Origin of the sequence: Ochrobactrum sp. BTU1, from assembly GCA_018798825.1 — a bacterium.
Taxonomy (GTDB): domain Bacteria; phylum Pseudomonadota; class Alphaproteobacteria; order Rhizobiales; family Rhizobiaceae; genus Brucella.
On sequence record CP076354.1, the window covers coordinates 2,200,460 to 2,220,486 of the forward strand.

Consider the following 20,027-nt stretch of genomic DNA (forward strand, 5'->3'; position numbering starts at 1 on the left):
AAATTTGTCAACTTTTTTAATAAACACGGAATTGCCATATTCTTGACATCGGTTTTCCTTAATTTTTGAAGCATTTCGCGACGCTAAATGCAAAATCAGAGCCTGAAATCGCATTTTTTAAGCACCATATTGAAATTTGGAACGATCTAAATTATTCATGTCGTCGTGGAGTTGGAGGACTGACATGAGCGCATCATCAGAAAACGTGCTGACCCTGCCATTCGCTGACGGCAGTGTAAAACCATATCACCTGATCGGCACCCCGACACCGCGCCCCGCCTCACCTCCGAAATTCAATCGCATTGCCTATGCCGCAGCGCATGTTGTTTCAGACCCGCTGGGAGACAATAATCCGTGGAACGATCCGACGATTGATTGGGATGCGACTATGGCTTTCCGGCATCACCTCTGGAGCCTCGGCTTTCAGATCGCGGAAGCGATGGACACCTCGCAACGCGGCATGGGTCTCAATTGGGCCGGAGCGCAGGAGCTGATCCGCCGCTCGCTGGCAGAAAGCAAGACCGTAGCAAGCGCTGACCTGGCCTCTGGCGCTGGCACCGACCATCTCGATCCTTCTGAGGCAAAAAGCCTTGATGACGTGATTAAAGCCTATGAAACCCAGGCTGAATTCATCGAGAAGCACGGCGGTCGTTTCATTCTGATGGCCAGCCGCGCACTCGCCCGCATCGCCCGCTCGCCAGAGGATTATGCCAAGGTTTATGGCCATATTCTCACCCATGCCCGAGATAAGGTCGTGCTGCACTGGCTGGGCGACATGTTCGACCCACAACTCAAAGGTTACTGGGGTTCAGACAAGTTTGAAGACGCGCTTGATACGGTCATCGGCATTATAGAGGCCAATCGCGACAAGGTTGAAGGCATCAAGATTTCGCTGCTCGAAGAGCGCTACGAGATCGCGCTGCGCAATCGCCTGCCGGACGGCGTTCTCTGTTTCACGGGCGATGATTTCAACTATGCACCACTCATCGAAGGCGACGGCGACAAGCACAGTCATGCGCTGCTTGGCATTTTTGACGCCGTAGCACCACAGGCTTCAAGCGCGCTTGCCGCCCTTGCCGACGGTGACAATGCCCGCTTCCGCGCGATCATCGAGCCAACTGTGCCACTATCGCGCAAAATCTTTGAAGCACCGACGCAATATTACAAAGCAGGCGTTGTGTTTCTCGCCTGGCTCAATGGACATCAAAGCCATTTCACCATGCCCGCCGGAATGCAATCGGCACGCAGTATCCTGCATTATGCCGATATCTTCCGCCTCGCGGATCAGGCAAATGTTCTCGATCATCCGGAAATTGCCCTTACCCGCATGAAAACTCTTCTGGCGGTTTACGGCTTAAACTGACCGCCGAAAAAGAAAAATGGCAGCTCTTAACCCTGAGCAAGCTGCACCCCTTTCGGGCGCGGAGCAATATTACACGCCTCTGCTTTACCGCTCATCAATCGAGTAGCTCAACATCACCAAATTATCACAGCTGTAAATTTAAATACACGTTTAAGTAGAATCAATATATATTGCATACCTATTAAATATACTAAATTTATAAGACTCTAATAGAGAGTTATTACTTTAATGAAAAAATATAAGATAATTATAAAATCTATAATACTTAGTTTTTTCACTTCTCAAGCATGGGCTGATGTACCCACTTTCGAGGTTCATGGTTCATTTGGCGGTGAACGTGCTGATGCGGCTGGCATATCAGCGGATGGCAAAACAATTGGCATACGCCGATCATCTGCGGGCGGTGATTACGATAAATCCTTTATCGTGACGCCGGCCGGTATAACCGATATCGGCTCGTTAAGCGGTTCAGAACGAACAGCACTTTTGGCAGTTTCATCCAATGGTCTTGCCGCAATAGGCAGCGCATTTGTCAATCAAAATGAATCACATGCCTTCTGGTGGTCCCGCGAAACCGGAATAAGAGATATCGGAACACTGGGCGGAACGAATTCATATTCCAGAGGAATTTCGGCCAACGGAACTGTTGTTACCGGAGACAGCTACCTCGCAGGCGACACCATAACCAATGCATTTCGCTGGACACTTCAGGATGGCATTACCAGCATCGGTACACTTGGCGGGTCATCGTCATTTACCCATGCGATTTCGGCTGATGGCAGTACGATCGTGGGTTATAGCTTGACGGCATCGTCCGATGTCCACGCCTTCCGATGGACCGAAGCCAGTGGCATTATAAGTCTTCAAACTTTGGGTGGGAACACGTCGACAGCGCGTGCCGTTTCCGCTGATGGGAGTGTCGTTGTTGGCACCAGCGACACCGCCGATAGCTCCCAGCATGCATTCCGCTGGACTGCCGAGACCGGCATGGTCGATATCAATAGTCACGGAAATGCGCTGCATAGTATTGCCGATCTGGTTTCAAACGATGGCAAGGTTGTGGTGGGGACAGCCTCATTTAACAATGGGTTCAACCAGGCTTTTCGCTGGACCCAGGAAGCAGGCATGATCAGTCTGGACTCGTTAGGCGGCGGCCTGTCTCATGCTCTCAGCCTCAGCGACGATGGCACAGCGATCGTTGGCTATAGCTATACCGATACGATGACGCTTCGTGCATTTCGCTGGACAGCCAGTGACGGCATGATTGATTTGGGAACTATTGGCGGCAACAACGCGATTGCCTGGGATGTATCAGGGGATGGCAGTGTGATTGCCGGAACAGCTGAAACAGCTGAAGGAGCGCTTCACGCCACGTTGTGGAAATTTCCAAAGCCTGATCCGGGAACGATACCAACTGAGCCTGAAGGCAACCCAGGTACCATGCCGACAAATCCGGGCTCCGGTCCAACGGAAAACCCTTCTGCTGAAAAACCTGTCACGTCTCCAACAACCATCGACCTTGATCATACGGTTGCGACGGTCTTCACACAGGCAAGTAACAGCTTTTCGGCGATGGAGGCTCAGCGCCTTACATTGAACAAGCTGCAAAACTTCTGCGACATCGAAAGAGCCGGTCAAACCTGCTATTCGCTTTTTACCGATATCAGCGGCTTTGGCGGTCAGAAGGATTTGCTGACAGGTTTCACGCTTGGTCACGGCTTCACCGACAATTTTTCAGCAGGTGTCACCCTCGCCCATTCTTTCTGGCGTGATCTGCCGGACGGTTTTGATACCGGAAGCGATAATTTCGGCACTGGCATCTTTGCGCAGTGGAAAGACAAGACCGCTATAGGGGATTGGTATATGCGGGCGAGCCTGGCAACCAATCGCTATGATACCGACATCACGCGGCCAAAGCTCGCCTATACAGAAGCTGGAACCGGCGAAAGCAGGTTACAAGGCTGGAGCACTGCGCTGGAACTGGGGCGGACAGACAATCTCAATTTCCATAATGCCCGTCTCGGCTATTATGGCGGTCTGGGCTACAGTAATCTGTCCATGGATGGCTATACGGAAAGCAATGCGCTGTTTCCGTTCACTTATGGCGAAATGAAGTATGAGCTGACAACGGCTTATACGGGTGCAAATTTCGCTATGCCGCTGACCAACAGAATCCGATGGTCGATCAATCTCGAAATCGAGCAGGATGTTGCGCACAAGGATCCCGAATTTGACGCCAGAGCTGATTATATCGGCGTATTGACGCTCGATTCCGACTTCTCACATACCCGAGGCTCCGCCTGGACAAGTGTGAGTTATGCCGTCAGCGATGCGGTTGAACTTTCATTGACACCCTATGTGACCCGCACGGCATCGCGGGACAATGCGTTTGGTGCCATGGTCCGGCTTTCCGGGAAATTCTGACCAAAAAAAACCCCGCAGCAAGTGAATGCTGCGGGGCTGTTTTTGAAGTAAAATGATCTCAGCGCCAGCCAAGTCCCGGTGCAACATGCTTGAGGATCGACTCGATCACATGCGCGTTGTACTCGACACCAAGCTGGTTTGGCACGGTCAGAAGCAGTGTATCAGCTTCAGCAACCGCCTCATCCTTGGCAAGTTCCTTGATCAGCTGGTCTGGTTCAGCTGCATAGGACCGGCCAAAGACCGCACGCAGATTTTCCTCGATATAGCCAATCTGGTCCTGCTCTTTGCCGCCATTGCCGAAATAGGCACGGTCACGATCATTCACCAGCGCAAAAATGCTGCGGCTTACTGAAACGCGCGGCGTGCGCGTATGTCCGGCTTCTTTCCAGGCTTCACGATAAGCGCGAATCTGCTTGGCCTGCTGAATATGCAAAGGCTCGCCGCTTTCGTCCTTCTTCAAGGTCGAGCTTTGCAGGTTCATACCAAGCTTTGCGGCCCAGATTGCGGTTGCGTCAGAAGCAGCCCCCCACCAGATACGATCTCTGAGACCTTCCGAGTGCGGTTCGATCTTCAGAAGCCCCGGAGGGTTTGGAAACATTGGTCGCGGATTTGGCTGTGCAAAGCCTTCGCCTTTCAGCGCCTCAAAGAACACCTCGCCATGCTTGCGGCCCATATCGGCATCAGTCATGCCTTCTTCCGGCTCATAGCCGAAATAACGCCAACCATCGATCACCTGTTCGGGCGAACCACGGCTGATCCCGAGCTGCAGGCGGCCTTTGGAGATCAGATCCGCAGCGCCTGCATCTTCGACCATGTAAAGCGGGTTTTCATAGCGCATATCGATGACGGCAGTACCGATCTCGATCTTGCTGGTCCTGGCACCTACGGCTGCAAGCAGCGGAAATGGCGAAGCAAGCTGGCGGGCAAAATGATGCACACGGAAATATGCGCCATCCGCACCCAACTCTTCAGCAGCGACAGCAAGGTCTATCGACTGCAAAAGCGCATCGCTTGCAGAACGCGTGCCGGACTGTGGCGAAGGCGACCAATGGCCGAATGAGAGAAAGCCGATATTTTTCATGACTATGTTCCTCTGAGCATGATCCGGCCAGCGTGAAACAGGACGCGGCAGAACAATGCTTCAAACTTTGTGCAGGGGCACTTTTCATCTGTTTTGTCAGAATATGGCGGTGGGCGATAGCCATTGAAAGGGCACTGAACACTGTGTTCATGAAACAGAATATAGCGGGCTGGAAAGCGCCTGCGATGACGACACGTTGACAGCCCAAACGGACCCGATTAAGCCTCAATCTCAGGCGGATAGATCTTCAATCCCATTCTGGAAAAAATGGTATTGGATATAAGGTGTATGCCGACAAAATGCCCAAATGGGCAACGCACCAAAACAGGGGAGATTTTCATGCGTTCTATGCTTCTGGCCTTGCTGGCCGCAACAGCACTTGTAACGACGGCTCAGGCCAAGGATGTAACGGTTGCCGTTACTGCTATCGTTGAACATCCGGCACTTGATGCTGCGCGCGACGGCGTGAAAGACGCGCTGGCTGCTGCTGGCTTCAAGGAAGGCGAAAACTTGAAGTTCGTCTACCAGTCCGCTCAGGGCAATCCAGCAACCGCTGCGCAGATCGCACGCCAGTTCGTTGGCGAAGCTCCAGACGTAATCGTTCCGATTTCCACGCCATCGGCTCAGGCTGTTGTTTCCGCAACGCGTGATATTCCGATTGTCTTCACCGCTGTTTCCGATCCAGTTGGCGCACAGCTCGTCAAGGACATGGCAAAGCCGGGCGGCAACGTAACCGGCCTCTCCGACATGTCGCCAGTGGCTGAGCACATCAAGCTCATCAAGGAAGTGATGCCGAACATCAAGAAGCTCGGCTATCTCTACAATTCCGGCGAAACCAACTCTGTGTCGCTTCTGGCAGCACTGAAGGAAGCCGCTTCTGCTGAAGGCATCGAGATCGTTGAATCGGCTGCAACCAAATCGGCGGAAGTTCAGGGCGCAGCCCGTGCCCTCGTTGGCCGTGCAGATGCGATGTATGTGCCGACCGACAACACCATCGTTTCAGCGCTTGAAAGCGCCGTCGGTGTTGCCGAAGAAAGCAAGCTGCCACTCTTCACCGCTGATACGGATTCCGTCAAGCGTGGTGCGCTTGCCGCTCTCGGCTTCAACTATTACGACGTTGGCAAGCAGACCGGCGCTGTCGTTGTGAAAATCCTTAACGGTGAAAAGCCAGGCGATATCGCTGTCGACATCGCCAAGGGCACCGACCTCGTCATCAATCTTGCTGCTGCAAAGAAGATGGGCGTCGAGTTCCCACAGGCTGTTATCGACCGCGCAACCAGCAAGGTCGAATAATTGGAATTTCTATCCTAAAGAAAAGGGCGGGACGATTTCCCGCCCTTTTCTTTTAAAACTATCGAGTTTTCAAAATGCCTGCCATTCGTATCCTTCCTGCTGATGACAACACCAATGGCTGGAGCAGGATATTGCCTGCCCGTGCGCCACGAGCTGCACTTAAAGGCGGTATCAAAGTTGACTGGATTGTGCTGGGCGCTGGATATGCAGGCTTAGCCGCCGCCCGGAGGCTCGCCGAAAACCGGCCCAATGACCAGATTGCACTCATCGATGCTCAGGAAGTCGGAAAAGGCACATCCGGACGCGCTGCAGGCTTTGCCATTGATCTGCCGCACAATGTCAGCTCATCGATGGAGGAACTGGCCAAGTCGCACAGCTACCGTGCGCTGGCGCGTGCAGCCATCGACCATCTGAAACAGCAGATTGACCAGCATGGCATCGACTGCGACTGGCGGCAGGATGGAAAGTTTCACGCAGCCGTTTCCGATCAGGGGATGCGTGAGGTTCTTGAACCAACCGTCAAAGAGCTGGAGCGCCTTAAAGAACCCTTCGACTGGCTTGAAGGGGATGCTCTTACCAGGCGGCTCGGTACCAGCCATTTCAAAGCAGCGATCTTCACCTATGGCACATCACTGCTGAACCCTGCTGCTCTGGTGCGTGGCCTTGCCGACAATCTGCCCGCAAATGTCACGCTTTATGAAAACTCTGCCGTGACCAAGATCGATTATGGCGACCGTATCCTCATAAGCACGGCAAAGGGTCAGGTTCAGGCACCCGCCATGATTCTGACTGTCAACGGCTTTGGTGAGCAGTTCGGCTTTTTCAGGCGTAAGCTTCTGAATTTCGCAGCCCATGCGAGCCTCAGCCGCAAGCTTGACGATCAGGAATACAAAGCCATCGGCGAAGTCGCTCCTTGGGGGCTGACACCTGCCAATTCCTTTGCTGGCATCACCATGCGCCTTACCTCTGACCGGCGCATACTGGTTCGGCAGAACGTGCATTTCTGCCCGTCGCTGCGCCAGTCGGATGCACGGCGCCAAACAATCAAGCGTGAACACAAACGGCTGTTCGACGAGCGTTTCCCGATGCTTTCAAACGTCGATATGGAACATACATGGACCGGCTTCATCTGCCTGTCACGCAATGGCGCTCCGGGTTTTGGACAGATCGCCAAGAATGTTTATACCTCGCTTTGCCAGAACGGCGTCGGCATCACCAAAGGCACGATTGGCGGCATTCTTGCAGCCGACATGGCCTGCGATATCGACAATCCACTGATCGACGACATGCTGAAGCTCGGCAGCCCGACCGAACTGCCACCACGACCATTCCTCGACATTGGCGTCCGCGCACGATTTGCCTGGGAGCTATGGCGTGCACGCGGCGAAGTATGAGCGAAACCGAGTGAGCTGAATGTTGTAACAGGCGCACAGACTGGTGCTTTTTGGCGCATTTGCAGCGATAATGCTTGCTTATTGGAGCTTTTGGGTTGTATCGGGAAAAAGACAGAGCCAGAACAATCGCAAGCAATAAAATTGCGCATGAAAAACCGGGGAATGGTTCCAAAGGCAGATGTGTTTGGAACAAACTCAAATCAAAACCGGTCGTGATTGAAACAGGTCTTTCGGACATAAGAAGGCAAATGCCTGAATGTGCGAAAGCCAGTGAATCTATGTGCCTTGAATGGTGCGTTTTCATTTTCAATGACGGCAAAGAACAAGGAATCTCAATGTGAGTCAGATCGCCTTCTGGGGTGCGGTCGAATTGGGCCTCGTCTTCTCTTTTGTCGCCATCGGCGTCTATCTGGCTTTCCGCGTGCTCGATTTCCCCGATCTGACCGTGGATGGCTCGTTTCCGCTTGGTGCGGCCGTAACAGGCGTTCTGATCCTTGCTGGCTGGAATCCATGGCTTTCCGCCGGTGTTGCGATGATTGCAGGCTCGATTGCCGGTCTGGTGACAGCGACGCTCAACGTGCGCTTCAAGATCCTCAACCTGCTGGCTTCCATTCTGACGATGATTGCACTGTTCTCAGTCAATCTGCGCGTCATGGGTCGCCCGAATATCGCACTGATTAATCAGGATACGATGCTGTCTCCGTTCTTCGGTCACGGCATTCCTGAATATTATGTGCGTCCGGCCTTCCTGTTTGTGCTGGTTGCCATCACGGTATTCCTGGTCTGGCGCTTCCTCGAAAGCGACATGGGCCTTGCGATGCGTGCAACTGGCGCCAATCCGAAAATGGCCCGCGCACAGGGCGTACGCACTGATCGCCAGATTTACCTCGGAATGGCACTCTCCAATGCTCTCGTGGCGCTTGGCGGCTCGCTTTTCGCCCAGACAAACGGCTTTGCGGACGTGACCTCCGGCGTGGGTACAATCGTTGTTGGTCTTGCCGCTGTGATCATCGGCGAAACATTGCTGCGCTCGCGTCTCATCCTCGTCATTCTCATTGGCTGTGTTGCCGGTTCGATCATCTACCGCATCGCTATCCAGCTCGCGCTTTCCAATGGCAGCATTGTCGGGCTTCAGGCTTCTGACCTCAACATTGCGACGGCACTTCTTGTTACCTTCGCGCTGATATTGCCGCGCCTGCGTCGTGGAGGAGCATCATCATGATCGAAGTATCCAATCTTGAAGTTATCTTCGGTCGTGGAACACCGCTTGAAAAGCAGGTGCTCAACAAGATCAACCTGACGATGGAGCAAGGCACCTTCGTCACCGTGATCGGTTCCAACGGCGCTGGCAAATCAACTATGCTGGGCGTTTTGGCAGGCGATGTCATCCCGACGTCGGGCAAGGTGGTAATCAGCGGACAGGACGTGACCCGCAAGTCCACTGCCGAGCGTGCTGGTCTTGTGGCACGCGTGTTTCAGGACCCGCTTGCAGGCAGCTGTGGAACACTGACGATTGAAGAAAACCTGGCACTGGCTGCATCGCGTGGAACACGCCGTGGCCTCACCCACGCGCTTAATTCCAAGCGCCGTGAATGGTTCCGCGAACGCGTGGCAAGCCTCAATCTCGGCCTCGAAAACCGTATGCAGGATCGCATGGAGCTTCTCTCCGGCGGTCAGCGTCAGGCGCTCTCGCTAATCATGGCAACATTGGCGGGTTCAGAAGTGCTGCTGCTTGATGAGCATACGGCAGCACTTGATCCCGGCATGGCTGAATTCGTCATGGAACTGACCCGCACGCTGATTGCTGAAAACAAGCTGACAGCACTGATGGTCACGCATTCCATGCGTCAGGCGCTCGATTATGGCGACCGCACCATCATGCTGCATGGCGGCAAGATCCTGCTCGACGTAACCGGTGACAAACGCAAGACGCTCGGCGTTGAAGACCTCATCGAAATGTTCCGCAAAGTGCGCGGACAGACACTCGATGACGATGCTTTGCTGATCGAATAATATTACAAACAGCTTTGTTTCACAGCCGCCGTTCAGTTTGACCGGCGGCTGTTTCGTTTGAAAACGAATTGCGCTACTTAATCCTAATGGCGCAAAAAAAAGCACACGAAGTCGATCAGTTTATTGGAAAGCCGAGCAGCTCGTTTCCGGTTGTGCTGCTCTACGGCCCTGATAAGGGGCTGGTGAGCGAACGTGCGCGTCGATACGCGCAGGCGACCAAGCTTCCGCTCGATGATCCCTTTGCCGTCATCCGCATGGAAGCCGATGAAATCGATGCCGATCCTTCAAAGCTCGCAGACGAAGCGCGGACAATTTCGATGTTCGGCGGCGAGCGGCTCATCTGGATCAAGAATGCAGCCGGGCAAAAGAAGCTCGCGGATGCCGTGAAACTTCTGGTGAGCGAGCCACCGCGTGAAACCTATATTCTGGTTGAAGCAGGTGATCTCAAGAAAGGCGCAGGCCTTCGCAGTGCTGTAGAGAACGGTTCTGCTGGTATGGCGTTGCCCTGCTATTCAGATGATGCGCGCGGCATAGACGGTGTGATTGACGACGTTCTAGCCGAATGGAAAATGCAGATCACCATGGACGGGCGCCAGCTGTTGCGGGCAAGTCTTGGCGGCGATCGTCTTGCCACGCGTGGCGAGCTGGAAAAGCTCTGCCTTTATGCGCGCGGCAAGGAGCGCATTGACATAGATGATGTGCGGGAAGCCGTTGGCGATGTGGCCGGGCTTTCGACCGACGAAGTGGTGGATGCTGTCCTAAACGGCGATCTGTCGCGTTTTGAGATGACATTTGACCGCGTCGTAAAATCAGGCACAGCACCCTTCTTGGTGCTCAACACAGCAGCTCGTCAGTTCCAACAGATACAGACCCTACGCCATATAGCAGACACTGAGCGCAAAAGTGCTTCAGTCGTTGTTGCATCGGCACGGCCTCCGATCTTCTTCAACCGCAAAAAGCTGATTGAAAACGCCGTCGGCCGCTGGAATGCCGACAGTCTTTCCCGTGTGATGGAACGTCTGCAACGCGCGGTCCTTGAAAGCCGTCAGAATGCGGCATTGGCTGTGCCGATCATCCGCCAATGCTTGCTGGCGATTTCGGTAGAAGCCGTGAAACTCTCGCGCCGATAGAATTCTAACCAAGCTTTAGCTGCAGGCTTTCCTGATACTTGCGCCACAGCGAGACCAACCAGCCGCCAAAATAGCCCGCTGACGCGCCAGATACGACGGCTGTAATCAATGTAAGGGATGCGTGCTCTCCCGGATAAAACGCGTTCAGCACTGCCAGCACATATTGAGAGCAGAAGAAAATCAGATTTCTGATCAGCGGCAAAATCGTGCCCGCACGCTCGATAGTTTTGTTCTCACGATCAACCGCCAGAATGCGCGGCCCCGTGAAATATCCGACAGGTGCCAGCACAAACAGGCCCACAAACCATGCCATCAGAAACGTGCTGAACTGATCTGAATTGCTGTCGAAATGCAAAAAGCCAACAGCGATGAAAATCACCGGCACAAATAGCATTCGCCAAACGGTCACTGTTCGTGTTTCACGCCCTTTGATCCCCGTTATGATGAGATAAGCAAGCAGGCCCCAAACATAGACAGGCGTGTGAATGATTATTTGTGTTAACATTTCCATAGATGCAGTATCTCCCAAGCCCGGCGATAAACAAGCAGCGTCTTAATACTATACGACTTAAAAGCACTTCAATAGAAACCGGTTACACGGACCCATTGATGACATTTCGGGACTTACAGCGGTTCCAGTTAGAAATGAATCGTTGGAACCACTGTAACTATTTGTTTTTACGCATTATCCGACGCAAAACCGCTTCGCACTTTTGCTGGAAATGCTATAATCAACAGCCCGTGAGTACCCTCACCCAATCTTGAGTTCATCTCTCTGCTCAACAGTATTAGCTTCATTGAAAGAAACGAAATCGCAAGATTCCGGTCCCTACATATAGTTATAACCTATTGGAATAAAACGATGATTGGCTGCATTCCCCCGATTCTTCTGCTCATGCTCGGCGCAATGCTTGGCTGGCTGATCGGTGGCAATTATGGTGCGGTCTGGGGAAGCTCAATCGGCGCGATCATCGGCATCGTCCTGATGATTATCATCGTCTTTTCGCTCATGAAAGCCCGAGGCCGCTAAAGCATGTGTCGGAAAAGTTGGGACCGTCTTCGCCGGGATTTCTATACACTCGACTGGTTTTTGTTCTCGCTACGATCCGATAACGAAGTGTCAAAAACAAAGAGATGGAACGAGCTGAGTGGACACAGTTAATCGCGACACACTTTAACGAAAAAAACCGTGAAACAGATGATGTTCCACGGTCTCAAATACCAAGTGTCTGACGAAATAGTATCAGCTCTGCAGACGACGGCAAATCTCGTCGAGCTGCTCGAGCGAGCTGTAGCGAATTTTGACATCGCCACCACGTTCGCGATGGTTGATCTCAACCTTCATTCCAGTGACATCGGACAGCAGCTTTTCAAGCGCTTTAGTGTCAGCATCTTTCTCGATGGGCACACTCTTGCCCGGCTTCGGCTCGGTGCCGTTGCGTGCCTGAGACAAGGCCTCAACCTGACGCACGGACAGACCCTCTTTCACAACCCGCTCAGCCAGAGCGGTCGGGTCTTCCATCGTGATCAGGCTACGGGCATGACCAGCTGACAAAGCGCCATCAGAGATAAAATCCTGTACGCGTTGCGGCAGTTTTAAAAGACGCAGCGTATTGGCCACATGGCTGCGGCTTTTGCCGATAACCTGGGCCAGATCGTTCTGCGTATAATCGTGATTGTCGATAAGCTGTTGATATCCCATAGCTTCTTCGACCGCGTTGAGGTCAGCACGCTGTACGTTTTCAACGATTGCAATCTCAAGCGCCACGCGATCATCAACATCGCGGATGATCACCGGGATGCTGTCGACGCCCGCGCGCTGCGATGCGCGCCAGCGACGTTCACCGGCGATCAGCTCAAAGCGATCAGGTTCGCCTGGTGCGGGACGAACCACGATTGGCTGAACGACACCGTGTTCCTTGATCGACTGCGCCAGATCTTCGAGTTCGACTTCCGAAAACATGCGACGCGGATTGCGCGGATTGCGTGTTACGAACTCAATCGGAACATTACGCTCGCTTGAAATCGGCACCTTGCGTTCTTCCGCCGGGCGGTCGATTTCACCGATCAGGGCGGCCAAGCCGCGGCCAAGGCGCTTTTTTGAAGGATCGTCGTTCATCGTCGGCAGTTCCTGCAATTGTTACGTAGTCGAATCGATAAAGTACCGTTATCCGATACTCGCTTATTGTTATGCGGCCTGAAGCTGCCGCTCACGCTGAATAACTTCGGAAGCAAGCTGTAGATAGGCCTGACTGCCTGCACATTTCAGGTCATACAGAATAGCTGGCTTGCCATGCGATGGCGCCTCCGAAACACGCACATTGCGTGGAATAACAGTACGATAGACTTTCTCGCCCATGAAAGCGCGAACGTCTTCAACAACCTGAGAAGCGAGGTTGTTGCGGCTATCGAACATGGTCAGCACGATGCCCTGAATGGTCAGTTCAGGATTAATCGTCGACCGAACCTGATTGACCGTCTGGAGCAACTGGCTGAGACCTTCGAGCGCGAAGAACTCACACTGCAACGGAACCATCACGGAATCTGCTGCTGCCATCGCATTGAGCGTCAGAAGATTGAGCGATGGCGGGCAATCCACCAGCACATAAGAAAACTTTTCTGCAACAGCTGAATCGAAACGCAGCGCATCACGCAAGCGGCGCGTACGATCGGGCGCCTGCGCGATTTCCATTTCGATACCGAGCAAATCGAGTGTTGACGGAACGATGTACAGATTTGGAACATCGCTCTGCATGGCGGCTTCATTCACGGAAGCTTCCTGCGTCAGCACGTCATAAGACGATAATGGACGGTTCTGCCGGTCAATACCAAGCCCGGTACTTGCGTTACCCTGCGGATCGAGATCGACAATCAGCACAGTTTCGCCAATGGCGGCCAATGCGGTAGCCAGATTAATGGCGGTCGTTGTCTTGCCAACGCCACCCTTCTGGTTCGCAATGGTTATGATCCTGGATCTCTTGTTCATACCGTCGCCCTGCTGCTTTCTGCTCTGAGATAACGAATTAGTCTGCAATGCGTCGAAGATTGCTGATTTCGAGTATCACCGAAGCTTTATCGATAGCACTTTCATGTTGTACCAGATCGAAACGCCAGCCGACACGGCTTTCATCGATTTCTCTCTGGTAATCCCGACCTTTTTGAAAAAGAGCCTTTGAACCCTTGGTAAGCCAAGGCTCAGCGAGTTCGAAAAGATCGTTCAACGAGGCGAGTGCGCGGGCTGTTACGACATCCGGCACGTCGATTTTATCCCACATCGATTCAATGCGGGCAGAGTGAATGCGCGCTGGCACAGCCAGATGGCCTGCAGCTGTACGAAGAAATGCAGCCTTTTTTCCCGCACTTTCGACCAGATCAATCGAAGCACCCTGAACTTCCTTCAGAAAGCAGGCGGTTACGATACCGGGAAAGCCGCCGCCAGATCCGAGATCAAGCCACCGCTTAGCGTCGGGAGCGAGCGGAAATATCTGCGAACTGTCGAGAATATGGCGGCTCCACAGGTCCGCAAGGGTAGAAGGTGACGCCAGATTAATGGCCGAAGACCACTTGCGAAACAGCTCTTCAAAGGCAATCAGCCGCTCATTTGTTTCACGTGAAACACCCGGAACAATAGTTTTCAAGCTTGAATAACGGCTATCCACAGTCATGCTACGCTTTTCCCGGCGTTCAGTTCAGCAGCAGCACGCTCACGCCCGCTATGCTTCTTAATATGCGTGATAAGCAGAGCAAGGGCTGCAGGTGTAATACCTTCAACGCGCTGCGCTTCTGCAATTGTCTCCGGCATACGCTGTTTGAGCTTAAACTTGAGCTCGTTCGACAGGCCAGAAATGGCATCAAAGTCCAACGACGCAGGAATGAAGAGACGCTCTTCCCGCTCCATCACAGCAATATCGCTTTGCTGACGATCCATATAGACCGAGTATTGAGCTTCGATTTCCAGCGCTTCCCGCGTGATCGAATCAATGCTGTTCAGCTCTGGCCAGATAGCCTGCAGTTTCTGTAGATCAATATCTGGATAGGACAGAAGATCATAAGCCGAGCGACGCACCCCATCCTGATTAAGATGGAGCTCATAACGACTTGCCTGGTTTGGTGTAATCGTGAGTTCCTTCGTCAAATCGCGCGCTGCCGACAATGCGTCCTGCCGTGCTGCAAACTTCTCGCGGCGCTCGGATTCAAGAATGCCGAGCTGATCGGCCAAAGGCGTGAGCCGCTGATCAGCATTGTCAGCACGCAAAGACAGGCGGAATTCGGCGCGTGAGGTGAACATGCGATAAGGCTCGCTTACACCACGCGATGTCAGATCGTCGACCATAACGCCAATATAGGCTTCCGTGCGCTGAATAATAACTGGCTCGCTACCCCCTGCCCGCTTTGCAGCATTAAGACCAGCAAGGAGACCTTGTGCGCCTGCTTCTTCATAACCGGTCGTGCCATTAATCTGGCCAGCAAGGAACAGACCAGTCACGCGGCGCGTCTCCAGACTGCGCTTCAATTCGCGGGGATCGATGAAGTCATATTCAATTGCGTAGCCAGGCTGCAGCATAATCGCCTGTTCAAGACCGGGAATAGTCTTGAGATAAGCGAGCTGTACTTCCTCCGGCAGAGAGGTCGAAATGCCATTTGGATAGACGGTATGATCGTCCAGCCCTTCCGGCTCCAGAAATATCTGATGCCCATCGCGATCACCAAATTTGACGATCTTGTCTTCAACGGATGGGCAATAGCGCGGACCGACCCCTTCGATAGAACCGGAATACATTGCAGATCGATGAAGATTGGCGCGAATGATTGCGTGCGTTTCAGGTGTCGTGCGCGTGATACCACAATTAATCTGTGGAGTGGTGATCTTGTCAGTCATCAACGAGAATGGAACCGGCTCTTCATCTGCCGATTGCATATCAAGGCTCTTCCAGTCGATCGTTCGACCGTCGAGACGCGGTGGCGTCCCCGTCTTGAGGCGCCCGACTGCAAAACCTAAACCGCGCAAAGTATCCGACAGTCCAAGCGCCGGGTTCTCGCCCATACGGCCTGCCGGGATTTTCTTCTCACCAATATGAATAAGGCCGTTCAGGAATGTACCGGTTGTCAGGACCACAGCCGCACAAGTCAGCGCGCAACCGTCACCGAGAATAACCCCGGTGATAGCTCCGTCCGTTACGCGAATATCTGAAGCGCCGCCCTCAACAACTGTCAGATTATCCTGCGCCGAAATAAGCTCCTGCATCGCAAGCCTATAAAGCTTGCGGTCAGCCTGTGTGCGGGGACCACGAACGGCTGGTCCTTTACGGCGATTGAGCAAACGGAACTGGATGCCCGCCTTATCTGCAACCCGCCCCATCAAGCCGTCGAGCGCGTCGATCTCGCGAACAAGATGACCTTTGCCCAGACCACCAATCGCAGGATTGCAGGACATCACGCCAATCGTATCGAAGCGATGCGTGACGAGAGCAGTGCGAGCGCCAGCGCGCGCGGAAGCTGCCGCAGCTTCGCAGCCTGCATGTCCACCACCAATGACGATAACATCAAAAGCTGTCGCTTCGGCAGAACCTATGTTGTTCATACTGATGCTTCCGAATCCAATCTAGGCATTCCCAGCAAAAGTGCCATGCAGCTTTGCGTTGGATAATGCGTAAGGCAAAGAGGGAGAGCGTATCAGAAAATGTCGCCAATCGGAATCGCTCTGGAAAGCAGTCTCTTTGACATGTTTATGCTTTCAACGGAAGGGGTAACCCGACCGAGGTGCGATCAACTCTTTGATAAATTTGATACGAAACTCGACTCACGGATGCGAACGGGAGTCAATAAGCCTATGCAGATTCCACAGATGTTTCACGTGAAACATTTCTTTGGGTCGCAAACACAGCTCTCACTGTTTCACGTGAATCACTCATTTTCCGATGCAGAATTGCGAGAAAATAACATCCAATATTTCCTCAACGTCGACATCGCCTGTAATGCGTCCGAGATATTGCGATGCGCGGCGCATGTTTTCAGCGCGCAATTCCAGCGGTAGATCATCTCGCTCTGCCGCTATTGAGATTTCAGAGATTGTCGATTGCAGCAAATTAATATGTCTCTGGCGCGTTGGTACTGCGTCATTGATCAAGCCTATCCGTTCCTCGGCAAAGGATTGCAGAGCTTTCAGTAATTGATCGAGGCCATCAGCCGTCTTGGTGGAAATTTCAAACTGCCAGTCAGCAGAAACAGCAGCATTGCCAAGGTCAGCTTTGGTTCCCACGGTCCAGATATCCGCACTGCCCTCTTCCAAAGTTACTGCAATCGGTTTCTGCATATCCTCAAGCATCAGAACCAGATCAGCCTCGGCCGCGCGTTCGCGGGCTCGTTCAATCCCGATACGCTCAACCTGACTGGTTGTCTCGCGCAATCCAGCTGTGTCAGTCACATAGACCGGGATGCCGCCGAGGTTGAGTTTAACTTCAAGCAGATCGCGTGTTGTACCCGCCTCTTCCGAGATAATTGCGATCTCCCGACCGGCAAGGAAGTTGAGCAGGCTCGACTTGCCGGCATTGGGTGCGCCAGCTATGACGACATGTAAACCATCCCGCAACATCGCGGCTCGTTTGCCGCTTTCAATATGGCGGGTAATTTCGCTTTGCAGAGACTTGAGTTGCTCCCATACCTGCCCCGAAACGGAACCAGGCACATCACTTTCATCAGCGAAGTCGAGTTCAGCCTCAATCAATGCGCGGGATCGAATAAGCTTCTGACGCCACTCTGTATAAAGCTGCCGCTGCGCTCCGGACGCGACCTGTAATGCAAGGCGACGCTGGCCTTCCGTTTCCGCCGCAATCAGATCGGCCAGACCTTCAGCAATCGTCAGATCCATCTTGCCATTGGTGAAAGCACGACGGGTAAATTCACCCGCTTCCGCAATTCGGGAATTCGGGAAAGTGCTGAGTTCTTCCAAGAGCTTTTCGACCACTGCAATGCCGCCATGCAGATGAAATTCCGCGCAATCTTCGCCAGTAAAGCTGTTCGGACCTGGAAAGAAAAGTGCCAAGCCCTTATCGATCGCATCGCCATTACGCGTTAGAAAAGTCTTATACGCAGCGTATCTCGGTTCAATAGCCTTTCCAAGAATCGTTTCGATAACGAATCGAACTTGTGGGCCGGATATGCGTACCACCGCCACACCGGAAGGCAAGCGTCCACTCGACAAGGCGAAAATCGTGTCCTGAAGATGTTGCGGCTCGCTCATTTGATTTCCCGTTCTATATAGATGACTACGTGATATTCATTCGTGTCAGGAAAGAAAAGGCTTATGACTGATATCAGCAGCAACAGGCTCGGCAGAGAGCCAAGCGCTTATCTTCGTCAACACGCCGATAATCCGGTTTACTGGCAGCCATGGGGCAAGCAAGCGCTCGTTGCTGCACGCGAACTGGACCGCCCTATCCTGCTTTCTGTCGGTTATGCGGCATGTCACTGGTGCCATGTGATGGCGCATGAGTCTTTCGAGAACCCGGAAATCGCGGAAGTCATGAACGCGCTTTTCGTTAATGTAAAAGTCGACCGCGAAGAACGACCGGATATCGACCAAATTTATATGGCCGCTTTAAGCGCCATGGGGCAGCAGGGTGGCTGGCCGCTCACCATGTTCCTGCGCCCTGACGGTAAGCCTTTCTGGGGCGGAACCTATTTCCCACCCAAGGCGCGGCATAACATGCCCGGCTTCGTTGATGTGCTCAAAGCCGTCAACAATCTCTGGCAGGGAAATAAAGAAAAAATTAATCATAATGCCGAGGCTGTATTCAACCATCTGGAAGCCCAGTTGGCTGCTCAAAGCGAAGCGCGCGCCAATGAAGTGACACGCTTTAACGAAGTCGCAGACCGCATCCATGCCATGTTTGATCCGGTACGTGGCGGCATAGATAATGCGCCCAAGTTCCCCAATGCACCCTTCATGGATGCCTTATGGCTGTCCTGGCTCTATAATCGCGAAGTTTCAAATCGCGACGCGTTTCTGCTTTCTCTCAGAACAATGTTGCAAGGTGGCATTTACGATCATCTGGGTGGCGGGCTTTGCCGCTATAGCGTCGATGCCGATTGGCTGGTGCCGCATTTCGAAAAGATGCTGTATGACAATGCGCAGGTCATTCGCCATGCGACCTACGCCTATGCGGAAACGCAAGATGATTTGTTCCGCATCCGAATCGAAGAGGTCATCGATTGGCTGATGCTCGAAATGCGCTTGCCCGACGGAAGTTTTGCATCCAGTCTGGATGCTGATAGCGAGGGTGAGGAAGGCAAATTTTATATCTTCACCGGCAGCGAGTTTGATGCCGTCCTCGGTGATCAGGCTGAAAGCTTCAAATCCTGGTATGGCGTGAAGCCCGCAGGCAATTTCGAAGACAGCAACATTCTCAATCGCCTTCACGCTGTCGGCGAACCAGCAATGCTCCCGCCGGATATAGAAGCTTCGAAACAGAAGCTGTTGGCTTATCGCAGCCAACGCGTCCGCCCAGGACGAGATGAAAAGGCACTGACAGACTGGAACGCACTGACAATTCGCGCACTGGCTGAAGCGGGACGCAGTTTTCAAAGGCAGGACTGGATTGAATATGCCGTCACCGCTTATCGTTCGATAGGGTCATCTTTTCAGAATGGTCGCATGGCGCATTGCCGGATGGATGACGTGTTACTCTACCCTGCCCTCTCCACCGATTACGCAGCGATGATTAATGCTGCCCTGTCACTCTTTGAAGCGACAGGAGATCGAACATTCATCGTTGATGCTGTGGCACTTAAAGATGCACTAGATGCAGCCAATCGCGATGCATCAGGCAACTATCGGCTTTCGGCGCTTGATGCGGAAGATGTCATTCTCCATGCCTATGGCGATTATGACGAAGCGATCCCCAGTGCTACAAGCCAGATCATCGAAGCTTTCACGCGCCTGTTTCTCGTGACCGGTGATCTGCATCTTTATAATCAGAATGAGCGTCTGGTTGAACAAGCCATGGGCCGCGCTCTGGTACAACAATATGGTCAGATCGGTATTTTGAACGCTGCCCGCTTTGCAGCCGAACCATTATCTTTGGTGATTGCCGAGGAAAGCAGTGAGGGCGAACTAAGCTTGATCGCTCAACACAATCCCGATCCACGGCGGGTCGATAGGTTCGTTCCGTTTGAAGCCTGTAAAGCGATTGAACTTCCAACAGGCGGCACCGCACATGCTGATAAACCTTCAGCGTGGCTCTGTAAGGGGCAAGTGTGCCTTGCACCGGTAGATACCCCGGCTGCACTCGAAATCCTCCTCAGAGGCCATTCCTGAGGTATTATAGCAT

16 protein-coding genes are annotated in these 20,027 nt (G+C 53.0%); 9 read left to right on the forward strand and 7 right to left on the reverse strand.

The window, feature by feature from the left end; all coding sequences use genetic code 11:
* The first annotated feature begins 184 nt into the window (after nt 1–184).
* Both KMS41_10635 and KMS41_10640 read left to right on the forward strand, forming a co-directional pair.
* On the forward strand, nt 185–1,363 hold the full coding sequence (locus KMS41_10635; protein ID QWK77523.1) for a dihydrodipicolinate synthase family protein: 1,179 nt from the start codon (nt 185–187) through the stop codon (nt 1,361–1,363).
* 228 nt (nt 1,364–1,591) lie between these two features.
* A complete protein-coding gene (locus KMS41_10640) occupies nt 1,592–3,787 on the forward strand; it encodes an autotransporter domain-containing protein (GenBank protein QWK77524.1) in 2,196 nt (731 codons plus the stop codon).
* A gap of 58 nt (nt 3,788–3,845) precedes the next feature.
* On the opposite strand, the gene KMS41_10645 is transcribed toward KMS41_10640, so the two are convergent.
* A complete protein-coding gene (locus KMS41_10645; protein ID QWK77525.1) occupies nt 3,846–4,868 on the reverse strand; it encodes an LLM class flavin-dependent oxidoreductase in 1,023 nt (340 codons plus the stop codon).
* 339 nt (nt 4,869–5,207) lie between these two features.
* Between KMS41_10645 and KMS41_10650 the strand changes: the two genes are divergently transcribed.
* The 5 genes from KMS41_10650 (at nt 5,208) to holA (ending at nt 10,698) form a co-directional block, all read left to right on the forward strand.
* Entirely contained in the window at nt 5,208–6,161 is a 954-nt protein-coding gene (locus tag KMS41_10650; protein ID QWK77526.1) for an ABC transporter substrate-binding protein, read from the forward strand.
* A 74-nt stretch (nt 6,162–6,235) separates the two neighbouring features.
* Complete coding sequence (locus tag KMS41_10655) at nt 6,236–7,555, forward strand: FAD-binding oxidoreductase (protein QWK77527.1); 1,320 nt, start codon at nt 6,236–6,238, stop codon at nt 7,553–7,555.
* 337 nt (nt 7,556–7,892) lie between these two features.
* Nucleotides 7,893–8,777: an ABC transporter permease gene (locus KMS41_10660; protein QWK77528.1), complete on the forward strand. Its 885-nt coding sequence runs from the start codon at nt 7,893–7,895 to the stop codon at nt 8,775–8,777.
* Nucleotides 8,774–9,568 (forward strand): ABC transporter ATP-binding protein, encoded by a 795-nt coding sequence (locus KMS41_10665; protein QWK77529.1) that lies wholly within the window; start codon nt 8,774–8,776, stop codon nt 9,566–9,568. The genes KMS41_10660 and KMS41_10665 overlap by 4 nt, the downstream gene beginning before the upstream one ends.
* Nucleotides 9,569–9,654: 86 nt before the next feature.
* On the forward strand, nt 9,655–10,698 hold the full coding sequence (gene holA, locus KMS41_10670) for a DNA polymerase III subunit delta (protein ID QWK77530.1): 1,044 nt from the start codon (nt 9,655–9,657) through the stop codon (nt 10,696–10,698).
* Between the two features lie 4 nt (nt 10,699–10,702).
* Here the strand turns inward: holA and KMS41_10675 are convergent, their stop codons facing one another.
* Nucleotides 10,703–11,209, reverse strand: a complete 507-nt coding sequence (locus tag KMS41_10675) for a hypothetical protein (GenBank protein QWK77531.1) — start codon at nt 11,207–11,209, stop codon at nt 10,703–10,705.
* Between the two features lie 351 nt (nt 11,210–11,560).
* Here KMS41_10675 and KMS41_10680 point away from each other — a divergent pair, with 351 nt between their 5' ends.
* Nucleotides 11,561–11,728 (forward strand): hypothetical protein, encoded by a 168-nt coding sequence (locus KMS41_10680; protein ID QWK77532.1) that lies wholly within the window; start codon nt 11,561–11,563, stop codon nt 11,726–11,728.
* A gap of 213 nt (nt 11,729–11,941) precedes the next feature.
* Here KMS41_10680 and KMS41_10685 read toward each other — a convergent pair whose 3' ends face one another.
* The 5 genes from KMS41_10685 to mnmE all read right to left on the reverse strand — a co-directional run bounded on the left by KMS41_10685 (nt 11,942) and on the right by mnmE (nt 17,938).
* On the reverse strand, nt 11,942–12,817 hold the full coding sequence (locus tag KMS41_10685) for a ParB/RepB/Spo0J family partition protein (GenBank protein ID QWK77533.1): 876 nt from the start codon (nt 12,815–12,817) through the stop codon (nt 11,942–11,944).
* 69 nt (nt 12,818–12,886) lie between these two features.
* Nucleotides 12,887–13,684 (reverse strand): ParA family protein, encoded by a 798-nt coding sequence (locus KMS41_10690; GenBank protein QWK77534.1) that lies wholly within the window; start codon nt 13,682–13,684, stop codon nt 12,887–12,889.
* 37 nt (nt 13,685–13,721) lie between these two features.
* The gene (gene rsmG, locus KMS41_10695; protein ID QWK77535.1) at nt 13,722–14,363 is read right to left on the reverse strand and encodes a 16S rRNA (guanine(527)-N(7))-methyltransferase RsmG; all 642 of its coding nucleotides are present in this window, start codon (nt 14,361–14,363) and stop codon (nt 13,722–13,724) included.
* Nucleotides 14,360–16,270, reverse strand: a complete 1,911-nt coding sequence (gene mnmG / locus KMS41_10700) for a tRNA uridine-5-carboxymethylaminomethyl(34) synthesis enzyme MnmG (GenBank protein QWK78848.1) — start codon at nt 16,268–16,270, stop codon at nt 14,360–14,362. The genes rsmG and mnmG overlap by 4 nt, the downstream gene beginning before the upstream one ends.
* A 336-nt stretch (nt 16,271–16,606) precedes the next feature.
* On the reverse strand, nt 16,607–17,938 hold the full coding sequence (gene mnmE, locus KMS41_10705) for a tRNA uridine-5-carboxymethylaminomethyl(34) synthesis GTPase MnmE (GenBank protein QWK77536.1): 1,332 nt from the start codon (nt 17,936–17,938) through the stop codon (nt 16,607–16,609).
* Between the two features lie 63 nt (nt 17,939–18,001).
* On the opposite strand from mnmE, the gene KMS41_10710 reads away from it, so the two are divergent.
* A complete protein-coding gene (locus tag KMS41_10710) occupies nt 18,002–20,014 on the forward strand; it encodes a thioredoxin domain-containing protein (GenBank protein QWK77537.1) in 2,013 nt (670 codons plus the stop codon).
* Nucleotides 20,015–20,027: the final 13 nt, after the last annotated feature.